The 17,176-nt window shown below is 39.0% G+C and carries 16 protein-coding genes; 7 read left to right on the forward strand and 9 right to left on the reverse strand.

Translation table 11 applies throughout. The features are described from left to right. Window positions 1–158: 158 nt before the first annotated feature. Complete coding sequence (locus GEZ89_RS08810) at window positions 159–1,232, reverse strand: hypothetical protein (RefSeq protein WP_153225736.1); 1,074 nt, start codon at window positions 1,230–1,232, stop codon at window positions 159–161. A 214-nt stretch (window positions 1,233–1,446) separates the two neighbouring features. On the opposite strand from GEZ89_RS08810, the gene GEZ89_RS08815 reads away from it, so the two are divergent. From GEZ89_RS08815 to GEZ89_RS08840, 6 genes are all read left to right on the forward strand, one after another. Continuing rightward, complete coding sequence (locus GEZ89_RS08815; protein ID WP_153225737.1) at window positions 1,447–1,839, forward strand: hypothetical protein; 393 nt, start codon at window positions 1,447–1,449, stop codon at window positions 1,837–1,839. A gap of 14 nt (window positions 1,840–1,853) precedes the next feature. Further along, the gene (locus GEZ89_RS08820; protein WP_153225738.1) at window positions 1,854–2,393 is read left to right on the forward strand and encodes a hypothetical protein; all 540 of its coding nucleotides are present in this window, start codon (window positions 1,854–1,856) and stop codon (window positions 2,391–2,393) included. Window position 2,394: 1 nt separating this feature from the next. After that, window positions 2,395–3,117, forward strand: coding sequence for an ATP-binding protein (locus GEZ89_RS08825; RefSeq protein WP_153225739.1), 723 nt, complete (start codon window positions 2,395–2,397; stop codon window positions 3,115–3,117). Between the two features lie 372 nt (window positions 3,118–3,489). Beyond that, window positions 3,490–4,887, forward strand: a complete 1,398-nt coding sequence (locus GEZ89_RS08830) for a Rep family protein (protein WP_153225740.1) — start codon at window positions 3,490–3,492, stop codon at window positions 4,885–4,887. Window positions 4,888–4,935: 48 nt separating this feature from the next. Beyond that, the gene (locus GEZ89_RS08835) at window positions 4,936–5,199 is read left to right on the forward strand and encodes a helix-turn-helix domain-containing protein (RefSeq protein WP_153225741.1); all 264 of its coding nucleotides are present in this window, start codon (window positions 4,936–4,938) and stop codon (window positions 5,197–5,199) included. A gap of 66 nt (window positions 5,200–5,265) precedes the next feature. Next, the gene (locus GEZ89_RS08840; protein WP_153225742.1) at window positions 5,266–6,483 is read left to right on the forward strand and encodes a site-specific integrase; all 1,218 of its coding nucleotides are present in this window, start codon (window positions 5,266–5,268) and stop codon (window positions 6,481–6,483) included. A gap of 106 nt (window positions 6,484–6,589) precedes the next feature. On the opposite strand, the gene rpsI is transcribed toward GEZ89_RS08840, so the two are convergent. The 7 genes from rpsI to pbp2b all read right to left on the reverse strand — a co-directional run bounded on the left by rpsI (window position 6,590) and on the right by pbp2b (window position 13,771). Beyond that, window positions 6,590–6,982 (reverse strand): 30S ribosomal protein S9, encoded by a 393-nt coding sequence (gene rpsI, locus GEZ89_RS08845; protein ID WP_000075969.1) that lies wholly within the window; start codon window positions 6,980–6,982, stop codon window positions 6,590–6,592. A gap of 18 nt (window positions 6,983–7,000) precedes the next feature. Beyond that, window positions 7,001–7,447, reverse strand: a complete 447-nt coding sequence (rplM, locus tag GEZ89_RS08850) for a 50S ribosomal protein L13 (protein ID WP_001044622.1) — start codon at window positions 7,445–7,447, stop codon at window positions 7,001–7,003. A gap of 159 nt (window positions 7,448–7,606) precedes the next feature. Continuing rightward, on the reverse strand, window positions 7,607–8,314 hold the full coding sequence (locus tag GEZ89_RS08855; protein ID WP_153225743.1) for a TIGR02206 family membrane protein: 708 nt from the start codon (window positions 8,312–8,314) through the stop codon (window positions 7,607–7,609). Between the two features lie 146 nt (window positions 8,315–8,460). Continuing rightward, complete coding sequence (locus tag GEZ89_RS08860; protein ID WP_153225744.1) at window positions 8,461–9,831, reverse strand: UDP-N-acetylmuramoyl-tripeptide--D-alanyl-D-alanine ligase; 1,371 nt, start codon at window positions 9,829–9,831, stop codon at window positions 8,461–8,463. Window positions 9,832–9,884: 53 nt separating this feature from the next. Next, a complete protein-coding gene (locus GEZ89_RS08865) occupies window positions 9,885–10,928 on the reverse strand; it encodes a D-alanine--D-alanine ligase (protein WP_153225745.1) in 1,044 nt (347 codons plus the stop codon). Between the two features lie 178 nt (window positions 10,929–11,106). Further along, window positions 11,107–11,703, reverse strand: a complete 597-nt coding sequence (recR, locus tag GEZ89_RS08870; RefSeq protein ID WP_075228878.1) for a recombination mediator RecR — start codon at window positions 11,701–11,703, stop codon at window positions 11,107–11,109. Window positions 11,704–11,713: 10 nt separating this feature from the next. After that, window positions 11,714–13,771: a penicillin-binding protein PBP2B gene (gene pbp2b, locus GEZ89_RS08875; protein ID WP_153225746.1), complete on the reverse strand. Its 2,058-nt coding sequence runs from the start codon at window positions 13,769–13,771 to the stop codon at window positions 11,714–11,716. A 174-nt stretch (window positions 13,772–13,945) separates the two neighbouring features. Here pbp2b and GEZ89_RS08880 point away from each other — a divergent pair, with 174 nt between their 5' ends. Continuing rightward, on the forward strand, window positions 13,946–14,791 hold the full coding sequence (locus GEZ89_RS08880) for a MurR/RpiR family transcriptional regulator (RefSeq protein WP_075231529.1): 846 nt from the start codon (window positions 13,946–13,948) through the stop codon (window positions 14,789–14,791). Between the two features lie 324 nt (window positions 14,792–15,115). Here GEZ89_RS08880 and GEZ89_RS08885 read toward each other — a convergent pair. Then, window positions 15,116–17,176, reverse strand: a 2,061-nt coding sequence (locus tag GEZ89_RS08885; protein ID WP_228113887.1) for an SIALI-17 repeat-containing surface protein, incomplete at its 5' end; no start/stop codon positions are given.

Raw genomic sequence — 17,176 nt, forward strand, 5'->3', positions numbered from 1 at the left:
TGGTGCTCATGGCCAATAACCTCCTAAAATACAATAAGAGAATGACTCAAAATTAAAAAGCTAGAATTCCACAATTGGGAACCTCTAGCTTTTTTGTGGCTGAGAACTATTTTGTCCCAGACACTTTTTCATTATATCTTTAAGTCTTCGGAATAATATTAATCTAACCTAATCTGATTTTCTTCCCACTCATATTCCTCTTCCAGTTCGTCAGCTTCTTCTTCTAATTTAACTGAAAAAGTGCGCAAATAGTCAATACCAAATAATCCTAATGAATTTGTTTTTTTCACTGCACTAGTGACACTAGGTAGCAATATTGTCTCTTCCAAAAAAACAGCTCCTAAATATAAAGCAAATCTTATGTAATTTAATTTTTTTATGTTATTTGAATGTAAAGACTCACTCTCTGGTTGCAGGATGGGAAATTCTCTAAACCTTTCTAATAAATTATTATCCATCTTTTTAGAACCTTTTGACAGTCTATGAAATAAAGATCTTTTTTCATCTATTTCATTATTGATTAATTTTTCTATAAAACTTTCCTGCTTACAGTATTCATCATAATATGGTTTTAGTTGCTTGTACTGATCCCTCATAATCTTGCTATAATTTTTCTTGATATACAAATCAACGACACTTTCTTCAGTTTTAAAATCAGAAATATTTAAAAATGCCTCATATTCCGATAGAGATATGCAAGGTATTTCATCACCAATCTCATTGAAATTAATTAAATTATCTTTTATCTTATTTGAAATATAATTTAATTTTCGGAAATATATAAGTTCCTCAGGACAAGGAAATATTTTTGGCAAAAATGATAAAAGAAAAGTAGCACATTCTGGATGATATAAAAGTTCATACCCCAATTCCAAAGACCATTTAATATTACTAAGCTTTCTATAAATTTGTGTTTCTGTTTCTAAGAGATATTGCTTTACTACTGGAAATTCTTTTAAAATCGGAATAAGGTTCGTAATATCTTTTTTTACCCCTCTTTTTATTTCATTATAGAAAGCGTCAGGATTCTTCAAATTAAGTCCCAGATCTTTTTGTACAAATTCACCAGCTCTCTTACGTTTGCCCTCATCCTTGTATTGTTCGTATTGTTCCACAATGATATGTTGGTAGTTATTTTCTATGTATATTGTTAAAAAATTTTCTATACCTAATAAATCATTAATCTTAATGTACGGTTCATAAAAGTTAAACCAAGTATCAGATTTTGACATATATTCCTCCCCCGAAACTTATGAATTGATTCCCACTTTTTGCGATTATTTTACCACATTTGCTTTTTTTTATCAATCTATTTTTGAACCCTATCTGCATAGGCAAATTAATGTCTTCGTGTTATCATATTTTTGTAAACAAAACATGTTTTAAACTCTGTCAGCGTTCTAGAAAGTCTGACCAAGCACATTTTTTTAAAAAGGAGGCATTCATATGCCAAAAGAAAACAAATTAACTGTGGGTAACCGCAACAACTCAAAAGCATTTTTAGATGATTTATCAACTTCTGTTGATGTCCCGTCTGATATTAAAGTAGTCGATACAAACAACGGGGTTATAAACGAAGGTCAAGAAAATCAACTTTACTGGGCATCTTTAACATGCGTAGATAAAAAACTCTACGATCAGTTCGCTAGTATTGCTCAAGAAGCTTACTGTCCAACGTTCAAAGTCAAGTTGAAAAACTATCAAAACGAGAACTTAGATGGTTTGATAAACGCTGATATCGTACTTAACAAGTATGACTTATCATTTGTACTTGATAAACTCAAGCAACCAATCGGTTTAGCTCTTGTCACCGAGCTTTCTGATATTTCACTTAAATAAGAAAGAGGATTCGTATGAAAAATTTTGTAAGAAAAATCATGGAATTAGAGTGGTACTATCAGCTTTTCATAGCTTTAATTACCTTTGTTTTACTAGCACTACTTCTTAAGTTTCTGCTATGGATAGCTCCATTTATATTAGGTTCTTTGTTGCTCATGTGGCTTGTAACGGATGGAGAAATTTTCTCTCTAGCCTGGCATCGATACAAACAAACAAGTCAAACTGCTGTTAATCCTTTATTTGATAACTTCTATCACTGGCTAACTGAAACAGGGGTAACAGAACTACCAATCGCTTCACTGAGTTACACTCAAGGTGTCGAAGTTGCAGCACAAGGCATTTACTTTGTTCATATTGACAAAGAAATCTCTGACGAAGCTCTTGAAGACTTTGCAACAAAAGTAAGACAAGTTGTAAAAACTATGTCAAACGATTCTACAGATAGCGTTGTGAAGCGTGTGAAGCGCGAACCCTTCCTTGCAATTAAAGTTCGTTTAGTGTCAACTCATGACATGATGCTAATGCAAAAACCACAGAAAGAAGAGGACTTCTAGCATGATAAAAAATGTTTTTGACGTCAACAACAAAGGGGATCCCACCCCTTTCTCTATTGACATTAACCGATTTTTCGCATGGATTATTGCAGGCCCGTCTGGTTCGGGAAAATCCACTTTTTTGAGAAGACTTTTAGGACTCATTTCATTTCATGATACAGATGCTGAAGCTTACTTTTTGGATTTTAAAGCAGATGAAGAAATGTTTTCAATGACTAGTGATCATGTCGCAAGAGGTTTTAACTGTCTAGAATTATTCGAAACAGTCTACCAACGTTTTGAAGCTAGACTTGATAAGCAAGAACAAAACTCGCATAATCTTTACCTAATTTTTGATGAGTGGCAAGCTTTTCTCGCTTATCTAGAACAGACAGATAAGAAAAAACATAAGGAAGTACTTTCTAAGATGTTAATGATGAACAGCATGGGTAGAAGCTTAGGTTTACGAATCATTTTATCTAGTCAACGTTTCTTAATGTCTGATTTGCCAGGGCGCTATAACTTCAACTGTATAATTTCATTATCCACTAGTTTTCTCATATCTACGAATAACAGGCAACTTCTATTCCCAGATATGGAAAAAAGCGAAGTTGTCGTAAAACCTAGAGGGTATGGATATTTCCAATTAGAGGGGGAAGCTGTCAAAATGTTTCGCACTATTCAAGTAAGAGACGAAGAACGGTTAAATCAGCGGATACAAGAGCTATTTTCAAGATATAGCTAGCGTTTTTTCTGCTACACTTGTTTAGCGCGACACTGACCTTACCTAGGGATTCATCGGTATAGGTGTCGGCACGACATTACCAGCAGAAAAATGCCTATTCGCAAGGGCTTGAGGGGTGGAGATTTTTTAAGCGTAACGATGCCAACGGCAAGGAGTGAAGCGAAGAAAAATACTACCCCGTCCCTTGTTGAATTGGCAAGCGTTCTAGGTTCGATGGGGATCCATCGGGCAGGAGAGGCTGGGGTTTGGGGCGAAGCCCCAAGAGTATCTAAATTTAATTTTTAATTATTCCTAACGCGTGTTAGACTGGGCTTGTCGATAGTCTAACACTGAAATAATTAAAAAAATAATTAGAAAAGAGGTTTAATTATTATGACAAATACAAAAAAAGAAGCCCTTTTAACATCAGTGCTATTAACGCAACAATTCTCAGATGGCTTCTGGGATAATGACTGGAATAAAGAACTACTTGAATCAGCGGATATTGAAAAAATTCTTGAGGAAATTGTCAGAAGAGTTAGTGAAGTGGCAACAGTTACTGAAGCATATGCAATTAATCATGATAAAGACACATCTGTAGTATTCGACAAAAAACTTCAAGAAACAACTACTAAACTTGCTGAACCACATATTCATGCTTTGCTCAAGTTTGATAAAGGCAAAGGTGCAACACTATCTACTTTAGCTGAAAAAATCGGATTAGCAGAAGAATATCTCGAAAAATCAAAGTCTGGAAGATATGGCTACGATAACTTGTTAGCATACTTAATTCATGCAAAAGATAAAGATAAGTATCAATATTCCCCTGACGAGGTATTCACCTTGTTAGGAAAACAGTACTTAGAAATCTATCATCAAAGGAAAGAAAGTTGGCTTAAAGGAAAAGCTAAAAAAGAGGTACAGAAAAGTTTTGAAGACATTGATTTCCTAATCGATAATATTTTGAACGAGAATATCACTAAAAATGACATACTTCTCGATAAGAAATATCACACGCCATATATAGTACATAAAACTAGAATAAACGATGCGTTTAAAACTGTTGGAGAAATTAAAGGTGCCAGAACAAAAGATGAACTGGAAAACGGAGAGTTCAAAAAGACTATCTTATTCATCTATGGTAATTCTGGACTTGGAAAGTCAAGGTTCGCAAAAGAATTAACTAAAGATATCATTCAGATGGCAAAACTAAACAACAAAAAATGGCAATCAATCACAACCGCAGGCACTAACATGTTTGATGAAGTAAACGGAGAAGAAGTCCTACTACTTGATGATGTTCGAGGAGACAGCTTAACTGCTTCGGACTGGTTAAAAGTTTTGGATCCATATAATATTAGCCCAGTATCTGCACGTTATCAAAATAAAATAGGTGCTGCTAAGGTCATTATTATTACAAGTTCTAAACATCCTTTAGCTTTCTTCTACTATACCAAAGGAAATGCGTATGAAGATTTATCTCAATACGTTAGGAGAATTGAACATCTAGCAACGTTAAAGGGTACGAATGAGAAGCCTATTTTTTTCGAATCTCATCCTGTAAGAACTATGAACTATAAGAGAAGAATACCAGAGATCGGATATGATGTTTACTTGTCTTATGATTTCACACCTGGGAACGAAATGAAAAGCAAGGAAGAGCTTCTATCCATGTTAGTTTCAAAAGTTGGCCTCAACAATCAATGGGACATATGGGCATATGACAAAATAAAAACCCCGTCCGAAACTTTGGCGAGCGAGGACGAGGTGGAAGATAATCAAGAAAAGTAAATAGGGTATCTCTTGATACCTCTATTATACCATACATTGGAGGAATACATGCAAGTCATTTTACCAGATGAACAAGTTCAACAAATTCAGCACCTACTCGCTGAACTAATCAAGAAAGAAATTGAAAAGAAGTTGAACAATAGTAACCTTGAAAGCCCGTTTTTAAATAAACAACAGGCTTGCCACTATCTAGGCATCTCAAACAATACTCTAGATAGTTGGATTAAACGAGGACTGCCTGCAATAAAAATAGGCAAGACTATACGATTTAATAAAGAAGCCATTAATTCTTGGCTTTACTCACAAAACTAGAAATATCTATATTTTTGTTTTATAATAGTCATGATATTTTCTGGTTCGATACACAAGGAGAATATCATGACTATCAGTAAGACAAAAAACGGAACTTATCGCTTAAAAGTCTATATCCCAATTGAAGCACGAATGCCACTTGGAATCGTCAATAGCAATTATTACGATAAGAGATTCAAAACGAGAAAGGAGGCAAGGCAAGCTGAGATAGACCTGCTTACCAAGTTAAATCAAATAGAAGATAATGAGTTTACAGGACTAGCAAAAGGAGATATTCTTTTCTCAGACTTCTATAACAATATCTGGTGGGACTCTTATAAAGCAGGACAAACTACATCCACTTCTAAGCCACCAAGCAGGTCAACAGTTGCCAATACCAAAACATGTTTTGAAAAACATATACTACCACTTCTTGGAAACTATACGATACAGTTTCTAAATCAAAATAAGCAAGTTATCCTAAATCTAATGACATCTAAGGCTAATGAATATGCGAACTTCAAATCTTTACGTAGCTATGTGATTTCCATTTTTGATTGGGCAGAAGAACTTGAATATATCGAAGCTAATAAAGTTGCAAAAATATTAAGAAGAATAAAGGCAACTAAAAAGATTCAACTTGCAGAGTCAAAGAGAGAGGAAGATTTATATCTAACTCATGAACAACTCCAAGAATGGTTCTCAGCATTTCAAGAAGATTTAGAGAATGATAAAATAACCCTTAAAGATTATGTCCTATTTTATCTCACTTTTTTCTTAGGTGATAGAAAATCTGAAACTTATGCTCTTCAATGGAAACATATAGACTTTTCAAAATCACAGATTCAGCTAATTCAAGCTTTAGATAGATATGGACAAGTAAAATCAACTAAGGGAAATAAGAAAACTATTTTCTCTATTTCTAATGACTTACTTCAACTTCTTACCTCTTGGAAAGAGCAACAAAAATATGAACTAGCAAAGTTTGGCATCATCAGTAACCCAGAACAATTTGTTTTTACATATATCGACACAAGAGGAAACATCAACAAGCCTTTACATGCTGACTATCTAAACAATAAAATGAAAAGTATCAGAAAGCGACATAAAGAGCTGGCACATGCTACACCTCATAAACTGCGACATACAGGAGCAACGCTTGCTAAACAAGCAGGAATGAGCTTAGAAGCTATTTCTGAGGCTCTAACACACAGTGACACAGGAACAACACAGATTTATGTAAATACTTCTAATGTAGTTCCTATGGCAGTTGGTGAATTTGCTTTAAAGTCTCTAAAACAATAAGGTGAAAATAAGGTAAACTTTGAGGTGAACTTTTCAAAAAAACACGAAAAAAGCACCCATAAGGTAAACTTTTGAGTGCTTTGAAACGTTGATATAATCGTATTGATTAACGTTTTGAGAATTGTGATGCTTTACGAGCTTTCTTAAGACCTGGTTTCTTACGTTCAACTTTACGTGAGTCACGTGTAAGAAGTCCTGCGCGTTTCAATGAATCGCGGAAGTCTGGGTCTACTTGAAGAAGGGCACGAGCGATACCGTGACGGATAGCTCCTGCTTGACCAGCGTATCCACCACCCACAACGTTAACGAAAACGTCGTATGAACCTACAGTTGAAGTAACTGCGAATGGTTGGTTGATGACAAGACGAAGGTCAGCGTGTGGGATGTACTCTTCAACATCTTTTTTGTTAACAGTGATTTTACCAGTTCCTGGAACAAGGCGAACGCGTGCAACAGCGTTTTTACGACGTCCAGTACCTGCATATTGTGCTTGTGACATACTTTATTGTTCCTTTCCTTAGATAAGTCCTGAAATATCAAGAACTTCTGGTTGTTGTGCAGCGTGAGTGTGCTCAGCTCCAACGAATACTTTCAATTTCATACCTTGAGCGCGACCAAGAGTATTGTGTGGAAGCATACCTTTAACTGATTTCTCGATCAAACGAACTGCATTTTTAGAACGAAGTTCACCAGCAGAGATTGATTTCAATCCACCTGGGTGGTTTGAGTGAGTGTAGTAGATCTTATCAGATGCTTTTTTACCAGTCAATTTAACTTTTTCAGCATTGATAACGATTACGAAGTCACCTGTATCAGTGTGTGGTGTGAATGTTGGTTTGTTTTTTCCGCGAAGTACGCTAGCAACAACTGCTGAAAGGCGTCCAAGAGGTACATCAGTTGCGTCAACAACGTACCATTTGCGTTCTACTTGGCCTGGTTTAGCCATGAATGTAGTTTTGTTCATGATTTCTCCTATATGAATATCGTTTTTGTTTACAGGGCGGATGTTCCGGTCCGCGGGGTATTTGAAAGGTTCCGGGGCCTTACAAATGGGGTAAACAATACCGTCTACTATTGTATCAAAATTCTCAGATAAAAGTCAAGAGATTGGGAAAATATTTTTTTATTTCTGCCAGATTCTCAACCTTTTTTCTGCCTGTTCCTGAAGGATTGTCTGAAAAATTTTAGAGAATAAGTAAATAGCGCAAGTCAAGAATAGCGTTACCACTAGATAATTGATCAAACGACCGTGGTCTCCAACTAATGGTGGTCTTGTCAAAAATCCATAATCTCCACCTGTTACTAAATTGACCATGAAAATCAAGGCATTGAGCGAAGACGTTATAACTAGGATTCGTTTGAAATCTAGTAAACTAGCGTCGTAGTCCTTCAGGAGATAAATCAAGGAATTTCCAAAGAGAGCTAAGTGTCCGAAAATAAAGGACAGGATGGCAATGTGGGGGAAGGGATAGGGATCTGGCACTGGATAAATAAAAGCTGCCAAAGTTCCAAAGGTTCCCAATACAGCAAAATACTGTTTGACTCTAGAGACACCCGGGGTCAAAAGCACTACAAACATAGCCAAACGGCAATGATAAAGGGGTAGACTTTCAGTTAGAGGCATCTGATTTACTAAATACCATCCGTAGAGCAGGATTAGCTGTACCGCCTGTAAAATCTGGAAAAATCGCTGACAGGCCTTTTTCTCACCATAACGATAGGCAAGAAACACAGTCAATGCTAATAAGGTAAATAGACTTCCATACCAAAGAAGGTCAAACTGGGGTGGCTCCGTCGGCTGCGTACTAAATAAAGCTTCCCAAAAATTCATGTAACTTTCCTCATTTTCATATAAGCCAATCTCTTACTGATTTTTATAGAGCCTAGCTTACATTTATTTCTTATATTTTTGTGTTCCAAAGAAGCTAATCCTTCAAGACAAATTTACTCTTGAAAAATTTTTCTTATCGAAGAACATTAGTCTTCTTCTTGCAAATTTTCTACTAACTTGGCTAGATTCATAGAGTTAGAACCTTTAAGCAAGATTTGGTCATGTGCTCCAAGACTTTCCTTGACCTGCTTGACCATGGCTTCAAATTGGTCTTCCTCAGCTGTTTTCTTAAAGTAGTAAACATGGCCGATTGGGAACATCTGACTGGCTAGTTGAGCCAAATCAGCAATGTCTTCACCGTAGAAAATAACAGTATCAAGAGCATCTGGTGTAATGCTCAAAATCATTTGATTATGGAGTTGAACAGATTGTTCTCCAAGTTCCTTCATATCCGCCAGAACTGCGATTTTCTTACCACCTTCATTGGCCGGGATGGCTGAAAAAGTCTCTAAAATCAACTTCATAGCAGTCGGGTTGGCATTGTAGACATCTGACAAGATATCTGCTCCATTGGCAGCTTTTTTCCACTCGGTACGATTGCGTGTCAACTCTAGATTTTGGAAGGCTTGACCAATCTGCTCCTCAGTCACTCCTTCTTGCAAAGCAACATAAGATGCAATCATGGCATTGGTCGCATTGTACTTACCAGTCACTGGCAAGTCGAGAGCCTGCTCCAAGAAATTAGCCTTGAAAGTCAAGCTATCCTTACGCTCAGTTAATTCTGTAATTTCGAGTTCTGCACCTGGGCCAAAGCGAACTACTTTTTGGTCAGCAGGTAGATAATCTTCTACAATTGGATCAGCCGGTGCCAAAAGCAAGGCACCCTTTTCCATCCCATCAGCGATTTGCAATTTCCCTTTGGCAATTTCAGAACGGTCCTTGAAGAAGGCCAAATGAGCTTCTCCTACCAAGGTCACAATAGCTGTCTTTGGATGAGCTAGTTCAGATAAAAGATGGATGTCTCCTAGGTGATCCTGTCCCATTTCCAAGACTAACTTCTCAGTAGCATCTGGCATATGAAGAACTGTATAAGGTAAGCCAATCTCATTATTGTAGTTCCCTTGTGTTTTGTAGGTTTTGTAGCTTGTTGAAAGCAAATGGGCCAACATATCCTTGGTAGTAGTCTTCCCATTTGAACCTGTAACAGCAAAGACATCGACACCAGTCTTTTGAAGGTAATAGGCCGCAAGAGCTTGAAAGGCAGTCAAGACATCTTCTACCAAAAGATAAGGATGGTTTGCTACTTCCTTTTCTGATAAGGTTAGAGCAGCGCCGTTTTCAAAAGCCGTCTCGATAAAGTCATGACCATCACGCGCTCCCTTGAGAGGAATAAACAAATCCCCCTCAGCAATCAAGCGACTATCAAATTCTGCCTTAACTAGCGGACTATCCGGATAGACTGATACGTCATTTTTTGCACCAACAAGACGCGCAACTTCGTGAATCGTAAGTTTCATATTTACTCCTTTAAAAAGGGGCAAGAAGTCTCTTCCCGCCCTTATGTCTGTCTTTACAATAGGTGCGCTTCACGCTTGTCAAAACTTTCCTTAGCAAAATCAACCAAACGCTCGATTAGTTCTGGATAGCTAATCCCCATATTGTCCCAGAGCAATGGATACATAGACCACTGGGTAAATCCGGGCATGGTGTTGAGCTCATTTAGGAAAACTTCTCCCTTATCTGTATAGAAGAAGTCGCAACGCGACAATCCAAGTCCACCGATAGCACGGAAGGCAGTTTCTGCATTTTTACGCATGACAGCTACCACGTCATCACTGATTTTGGCTGGGATGTCCATACTAATCTTGTTATCGATATACTTGGCATCATAGTCATAAAAAGCTACATCTTTGACAACTTCACCAGGAAGCGTGCTCTTGACATCATAGTTTCCTAAAAGTCCAACTTCGATTTCACGCGCATTGACTCCCTGTTCTACCAAGACACGGCTATCGTACTTGAAGGCAAGCTCTAAAGCTTGGCGAAGTTCCTCTTTATTTTCAGACTTAGAAATACCAACACTAGAGCCCATATTGGATGGTTTGGTAAAGACTGGGTAACTTAATTTTTCTTCTACTTCTGCAATCTTAGAAGCCAAATTATCCCCTTCAACAATAGCTACGTAAGGAACTTGGGCAATCCCAGCAGACTCTAAAACACGCTTGGTTGTAATCTTATCCATAGCAAGGCTTGAAGATAGGATGTTACAGCCAACATAAGGCATTTTCAGAACTTCTAAGAAACCTTGAACAGAACCATCTTCTCCCATAGGTCCATGAAGAACTGGAAAGACCACTGCGCCTTCTTCATAGATAGCACTTGGAGCAATTTTCTTGTCCCAATCGATCGTTTCATTGGTCATGAGACGTTCATCCTGCCCAGGAGTTTGGCTAAATTCTTGGGTTTTGATGAAATCACCAGACTGGCTGATAAAGAAGGTTTTTACTATGAAGCGATCATAGTTAACCGCACGCATGACACTCTCAGCTGACAAGACAGACACTTCACGCTCTGCACTGCGCCCACCATATAATAGAATAATTGTTTGTTTCATATGATTGTCCTATTTCTACTAGAATACTCGCCTTTTAGTATATCACATTTGTCTATTTTTTTAAACTTGTATAGCTAAAAACAAGAAAAGAGCCTGAATCAAAATGGGATTCAGGCTCTTTGTACTTTTAAATGATTATCTGCTGCTAGTTCATTGCCTCTATCGTCAATCTTACAGACTAGAGTTCTGTACGATTTTCAATGGCTCTTAGGAGTGTTACTTCGTCCGCATATTCGATGTCTGCTCCGACTGCTAGACCTCGCGCTAGGCGCGTAACCTTAATTCCAGCAGGTTTAAGAAGTCGAGAGATATACATAGAAGTCGCTTCACCATCAGCTGTCGCATTGGTTGCCACGATGACCTCCGAAACCTCGCTATCCATGAGACGAGTCATGAGACTTTTAAGATTGATATCGTCAGGGCTAATCCCATTCATTGGTGAAATGAGGCCGTGCAAGACATGGTATAGTCCATGGTATTCTTGGATATTTTCCATAGCCGCTACATCTCGGCTATCCTCTAATACTAGGATAGTTGTCTGGTCACGACTAGGATCCGTACAGATAGAACATGGATCATCATCCGTTAAACGTCCGCAAATCGAACAATAGGTCAATTCTCGCTTAGCTGCAAGGAGATTTTTGGCAAATTCATTGACGTCATCATCAGGCATCCCAATGGTATAAAAGGCCAGTCGGGTTGCTGTCTTAATCCCGATACCTGGAAGTTTAGAATAACTGTCAATCAGCTTAGCTATAGGTGTTGGGTAAAGCATGGCTTCCTTTCTAGTTCATTGGATGGTGTTGGTTGTAGAGATTGATAATGTCGCGAGCAATCGAAGGTCCGACACCATTAGTTAGATTCGTATTATGCGGGAAAACAACTGCGACTGCAATCTGCGGATTATCGGTTGGCGCATAGGCTACGGCGTTGGTATTGTCGGATTTTTGGCCACCATTGACGTAACTTTCGGCTGTACCGGTTTTTCCGCTGATGGAGACTGCTGCCCCATTTGAAAAGGCACGACCTGTCGTAAGAGCACTTGTCCCGTGCGATACTTGGTAAAAGCCTTGTTGCAAGATAGACATGTCAGACTCAGAAATATTGATTTTATTCATTTCCGTGCTGTCATTTTGCTTAATGAGTTCTCCTAGACCACCTTGTTCGTTGTTGTCGTAGACTCCTTCCACGATATGAGGAGCTAAGCGGACACCATTATTGGCAATCGTTGCCACATACTGAGCTAACTGCATCGGTGTGTAGTTGTCGAACTGTCCAAAGGCATTATTTAGATAGTTGGCCAAATCGTAGTCTTTAGGAATAAAACCTGTTGACTCATCTGGTAAATCGATCCCTGTTGACACGCCCAAACCATATTCACCAAAGGTTGAGCGAAGTTTTCCCATGGCAGATTCAAGATTGTTGGTTCCTACTGTCATATTAGGCTGATAAGTTTGCCCCATAATTCCAAGAGCTGTCTGGACCATGTAAGTATTGGATGAATATTCCAAGGCCTCAACAGCTGTGATCGGGAAGGAACCGTAAGAAAGGGTATACCAAGAATTAATTGGTGCAGAACCTTGAAAGACAATTGGTTGGTCTGTTAGGGTTTGATTACCTGATAACACACCATTTTCCCAACCTGAACTGATGGTTGCTGCCTTAACGACAGAACCTGGAACAAAGACATTGGTGACAGTTCCGAGTGAGTCTGGATTCAATTCACCAGATTCAAGATTGTGCTTGATTCCTGACATCGCTAGAACAGCTCCTGTCTTAGGATTGAGGGCAACCGCATAGACACCTTCTGAATATTGGGCACCTCCGTTAGCAAGCTCAGAATTAAAATAGCTTTTCAAGAGGCTATCCACACTATCTTGGAAGGCCAAATCAATGGTCAGTTTAATGTTTTTACCCTTGCTACCTTCCTCAATGTTTTCTACGCTCTCCATATCACCATGTTTGTCGAGATGGATTTCTTTAACAGTACGTTTCCCTTGTAGGACTTCCTCATATTGTTTCTCAAGGTAAGAAGTTCCAACACGGTCATTGAGGGAATAACCTTTTTTAAGATAGGCATCTACTTCCTCAGCTGGAAGGCCTGATTTTTCACTTGAAACACTTCCTACGATAGAGGCCAGAGAGGTTTCAAGAACCTTGCGATCCCACGAAGTCGAGATGCTAATCCCAGGTAACTCTTTAGATGCAGAGGCAATTTGAGCGACTTGAGTATCACTTAAAGGATCTGTTTGGATATTGCCTGTTGCAAAATTTCCAACTGCATTGAGCTGACTAAAGAGATAAATAGCCTTCTTTTCATCCTCTGTATAATTAGTTTGGCTAGAGCTAACACTCTTAACAGCATTGTTATAAAGATCCGATTCAGAAAGTTGATTACCATCAGAATCAAAACGCTTATCTTTGGGTAGGGCCTCTACCGTTTTTTTATAAACTGCTGGATCAGCTAGATAATAGTCAGCAATTTGACGTTCTGTCAAATCTGGAGAGGATACCGTCACATAAGTTAATAGTTTAGCAGAAATATCCTTTAAATCAGTCGCTGTCATCTTATTGCTTCGTGTGAAAGCAACTACTTGTTTAACCGTATTTTCTACCAAAGGTTTTCCAGCTGCATCATAGATTTCTCCACGAGCAGACCCCGTTGTTACTCTAGTTTGGCTAGCAGATGCTAACTTGGCTTCATAGAAATCCTTATTTACAAATTGCATATAGAGCAAGCGACCAATGATGGTCATGAAGAGCAAAATAACGATTGCAAACAATAAATTAAGCCGAGTCGGTATCGAATGGCTATTAAATTTTCTCATACAAGGCAGTCTCATTTCTAATCAAAATCTTACTCTTCATTGTACCATAATTTGATGAGAAAATTATGGAAAAAGAAAAGACTTTTCCTTTTTATCCAAAAAACAAAGCAACTGTGGTATAATTAAAATGAGCGCTATTTTATAGATTTCATTGATAAAAATTTTAACAAATAACTACAAGGGAGGCCCATGAACAAGCAAGACATCTCTACGATTATTGATCTTCACTTTGAAGAAATGACCGATTTAGAGCAAGAGATTGCCCGCTATTTTTTGCAGGCAGATACCATTCATGATGACTTGTCTTCTCAGCAGGTCACTCAAAAACTTCATATTTCTCAGGCCGCTCTCACTCGCTTTGCCAAAAAATGTGGCTTTACGGGTTATCGAGAGTTCATTTTCAAATACCTACAACAAATTGACAACCTTTCAGTCCCTCAGCAGGATATGAACCCCTTGACTCAACGAGTCTTGAGAAGTTATACAAATATCCGTGAAATGTCTCAAGAATTGATTGATGATGACCAACTGGAGCGCATTGCCCAAATGATTGATCAATCAGAACGCGTCTATTTTTTTGGGACTGGAAGTTCTGGCCTCGTTGCACGTGAGATGAAATTGCGTTTCATGAGACTTGGAGTCGTTTGTGAGGCTTTGACAGATCCAGATGGTTTCGCCTGGACAACCAGTATCATCGATGAAAAATGTTTGGTCTTTGGCTTTTCCCTTTCAGGAACAACTCCATCCATCATTGACAGTCTACTAGACGCTCAAGATATGGGGGCTAAAACTGTTCTTTTTACTAGTACGCCTAGCAAGGAAACTCAGGAATTTACAGAAACTGTACTGGTAGCAAGCCAGAGTCAGGCTTCCTATATCCAACGCATTTCTGCCCAACTTCCTATGTTGATCTTAATTGATCTACTCTATGCTTATTTCCTAGAAATTGACCGTGAGAGTAAAGAAAAAATCTTTAACAGTTATTGGGAAAATAAAAAACTAAATGGCTATCGTAGAAATAGAAGGTCTAGATAAGCCTTCATCCCTATCAAGTAAACAAGCATATGAGTAACCAGCGATTAAAGTCGCTGGTTTTTAGTTTGCTCAAGTCCTATAACTGATGACTTATGCACATAGAACTTTACACCTGATTCTTGATATAAAAAAGCGAACAAGACCAGCTTCTGTTTATCAGAAAACTCGTTTTGCTCGCTTTTTATAATTGAGATTAGTTATTGGTTCCAATCTCTAAAGTTTGGACAGTTATTACAGCAGTTTCTTTAAACAATGCTACTATTCTGCAATAACTTCCCACGAAATCTATACTTTCTCAAAAGTGTTTCTTGAGTTTGACAGATTCTATTCGTCTTCTTTTTTCTTTCCCATTGCAGCTAAGCCAAGAAGTGCTCCTACAGCTCCCAAGCTTGCAAGGGTAGCAGTTTCTTTTGCTCCTGTTTCAGGGAGAATGTCTTGACGATTTGCAGGTGCTTGATTTAGCTTGTCTTGTGACGCTACAAGAGACTGCATATCCTTGTATTCTGGGATTTCATGAACTGTTGCCTCTGCTCCATTCACACCTCCTGTGAACTCTGGGACTTCGCTGACAGTTGCTTCTGCGCCATTGACTCCATCAGTAAATTCAGGAAGTCCATGACTAGCAGCCTCTACTCCATTCACACCTCCTGTAAATTCTGGGACTTCGCTGACAGTTGCTTCTGCGCCATTGACTCCACCAGTAAATTCAGGAAGTCCATGACTAGCAGCCTCTACTCCATTCACACCTCCTGTGAACTCTGGAGCTTCTCCACGAATTGCTACTTCTTCGCCATTGACGCCACCAGTAAACTCAGGAAGTTCATGACTAGCAGCCTCTACTCCATTCACACCTCCTGTGAACTCTGGAGCTTCTCCACGAATTGCTACTTCTTCGCCATTGACGCCACCAGTAAACTCTGGTACTTCATTCATAGCCGCTTCTACGCCATTAACATTACCAGTGAACTCTGGAGCTTCTCCACGAATAGCTACTTCTTCGCCATTGACTCCACCAGTAAACTCTGGGACTTCGGTGATAGCCGCTTCTACGCCATTAACATTACCAGTAAACTCTGGAGCTTCATGGATAGCTGCTTCTGCACCATTTACGCCACCAGTAAATTCAGGAAGTTCATGACTAGCTGCTTCTGTTCCATTGACACCACCTGTGAACTCTGGATCTTCTTCACGAATAACTGCTTCTGAACCAGTCACACCACCAGTAAACTCTGGAAGTTCATGACTAGCTGCTTCTGAGCTATTGACACTACCTGTGAACTCTGGTACTTCATGGATAGCTGGATCTGTTTTACCTGATTCAACTTTCTTAGTTCCGACTAGTACAATCTCATCTTGTGGTTCTTCAACAACTTCGCGAAGTTTTTCAGTACGGCTTCCATCCAATGCTACTTCTATGCTGACGCGTTCTTTGCCTTCACGACCGGCCTGAGCTACTCGAGTTTCACCTTCTGACAGAGTTGGGTCATCTTGCTTAACTATCTTGAAGCTGAGAGCTTCTTCAACAACTTCAAGACTTGGCTGACTAAAGTTCAATTCTTTAACACCTTCACCTGGCACAGATGTTCCTTCAAAAGTACCAACTTCTATGACACGATCTTGAGCTTCTTCACGTTCAACCTTAACTGTCTTACGTGTGTCTCCATCTACTTCTACATAAGTCGTTACTTGACCTACTTTGCCCTCTGAAACAACTTGTTCCTTGCCTTTGGCTAGGAAGGCATTCTCGCGACGAACAGTATTAAAGGCGATTGATTCTGTCGTTACTTCAAGGCTTGGTTGCGTTTGAATTAAGACCTTATCTCCTTCAGTCGGAAGATTTGAATGTTTTACTTCCTCTTTCGGAGTCGCTTGAAGCTGATTGATAGAAGTTAGAGCTGCTTGCAAGGCTTTGTCTACTGCATCCTGTGTCTTGGCATCTCTGATGGCAGTAAGGGCTTGCTCTCCAAGTTCAACCAGTTTTTCCTGTGCAGCTACATCATCGACAAGTTCAGCAGCTTTTTTCTCGACTGCTGCAGCCAATTCTGCAATCGCCTTATGGCGGTCAACTTTAGACTCTTCTGGTTTGCTTGGTTCTTCTGGTTTCGGATCCTCTTTCGGAGTCGATTGAAGCAGATTAATACCAGCTAGAGCATTTTCCAAAACCTTATCTACTGCATCCTGAGTTTTGGCTGCTTCGATCGCTGCGATGGCTTGTTCTGATAACTCGACTAGTTTCTTCTTAGCTTCTTTATCATTGCCTAGTTCCTTAGTCTTGTTTTGAATAGCCTCTGCCAAACTTGCCATGGCCTTATCATAGTCAATCTTAGACTCTTCTGGTTTGCTTGGTTCTTCTGGTTTTGGATCCTCTTTTGGAGTCGCTTGAAG

This window comes from Streptococcus mitis, assembly GCF_009496285.1.
Lineage (GTDB): Bacteria > Bacillota > Bacilli > Lactobacillales > Streptococcaceae > Streptococcus > Streptococcus mitis_BP.

What these genes read in the sequence shown, in the direction of transcription:
- GEZ89_RS08810 (WP_153225736.1), bottom strand. Translation starts at nt 1,232, where the DNA reads ATGTCAAAATCTGATACTTGGTTTAACTTTTATGAACCGTACATTAAG.
- GEZ89_RS08815 (WP_153225737.1), top strand. Translation starts at nt 1,447, where the DNA reads ATGCCAAAAGAAAACAAATTAACTGTGGGTAACCGCAACAACTCAAAA.
- GEZ89_RS08820 (WP_153225738.1), top strand. Translation starts at nt 1,854, where the DNA reads ATGAAAAATTTTGTAAGAAAAATCATGGAATTAGAGTGGTACTATCAG.
- GEZ89_RS08825 (WP_153225739.1), top strand. Translation starts at nt 2,395, where the DNA reads ATGATAAAAAATGTTTTTGACGTCAACAACAAAGGGGATCCCACCCCT.
- GEZ89_RS08830 (WP_153225740.1), top strand. Translation starts at nt 3,490, where the DNA reads ATGACAAATACAAAAAAAGAAGCCCTTTTAACATCAGTGCTATTAACG.
- GEZ89_RS08835 (WP_153225741.1), top strand. Translation starts at nt 4,936, where the DNA reads ATGCAAGTCATTTTACCAGATGAACAAGTTCAACAAATTCAGCACCTA.
- GEZ89_RS08840 (WP_153225742.1), top strand. Translation starts at nt 5,266, where the DNA reads ATGACTATCAGTAAGACAAAAAACGGAACTTATCGCTTAAAAGTCTAT.
- rpsI (WP_000075969.1), bottom strand. Translation starts at nt 6,982, where the DNA reads ATGTCACAAGCACAATATGCAGGTACTGGACGTCGTAAAAACGCTGTT.
- rplM (WP_001044622.1), bottom strand. Translation starts at nt 7,447, where the DNA reads ATGAACAAAACTACATTCATGGCTAAACCAGGCCAAGTAGAACGCAAA.
- GEZ89_RS08855 (WP_153225743.1), bottom strand. Translation starts at nt 8,314, where the DNA reads ATGAATTTTTGGGAAGCTTTATTTAGTACGCAGCCGACGGAGCCACCC.
- GEZ89_RS08860 (WP_153225744.1), bottom strand. Translation starts at nt 9,831, where the DNA reads ATGAAACTTACGATTCACGAAGTTGCGCGTCTTGTTGGTGCAAAAAAT.
- GEZ89_RS08865 (WP_153225745.1), bottom strand. Translation starts at nt 10,928, where the DNA reads ATGAAACAAACAATTATTCTATTATATGGTGGGCGCAGTGCAGAGCGT.
- recR (WP_075228878.1), bottom strand. Translation starts at nt 11,703, where the DNA reads ATGCTTTACCCAACACCTATAGCTAAGCTGATTGACAGTTATTCTAAA.
- pbp2b (WP_153225746.1), bottom strand. Translation starts at nt 13,771, where the DNA reads ATGAGACTGCCTTGTATGAGAAAATTTAATAGCCATTCGATACCGACT.
- GEZ89_RS08880 (WP_075231529.1), top strand. Translation starts at nt 13,946, where the DNA reads ATGAACAAGCAAGACATCTCTACGATTATTGATCTTCACTTTGAAGAA.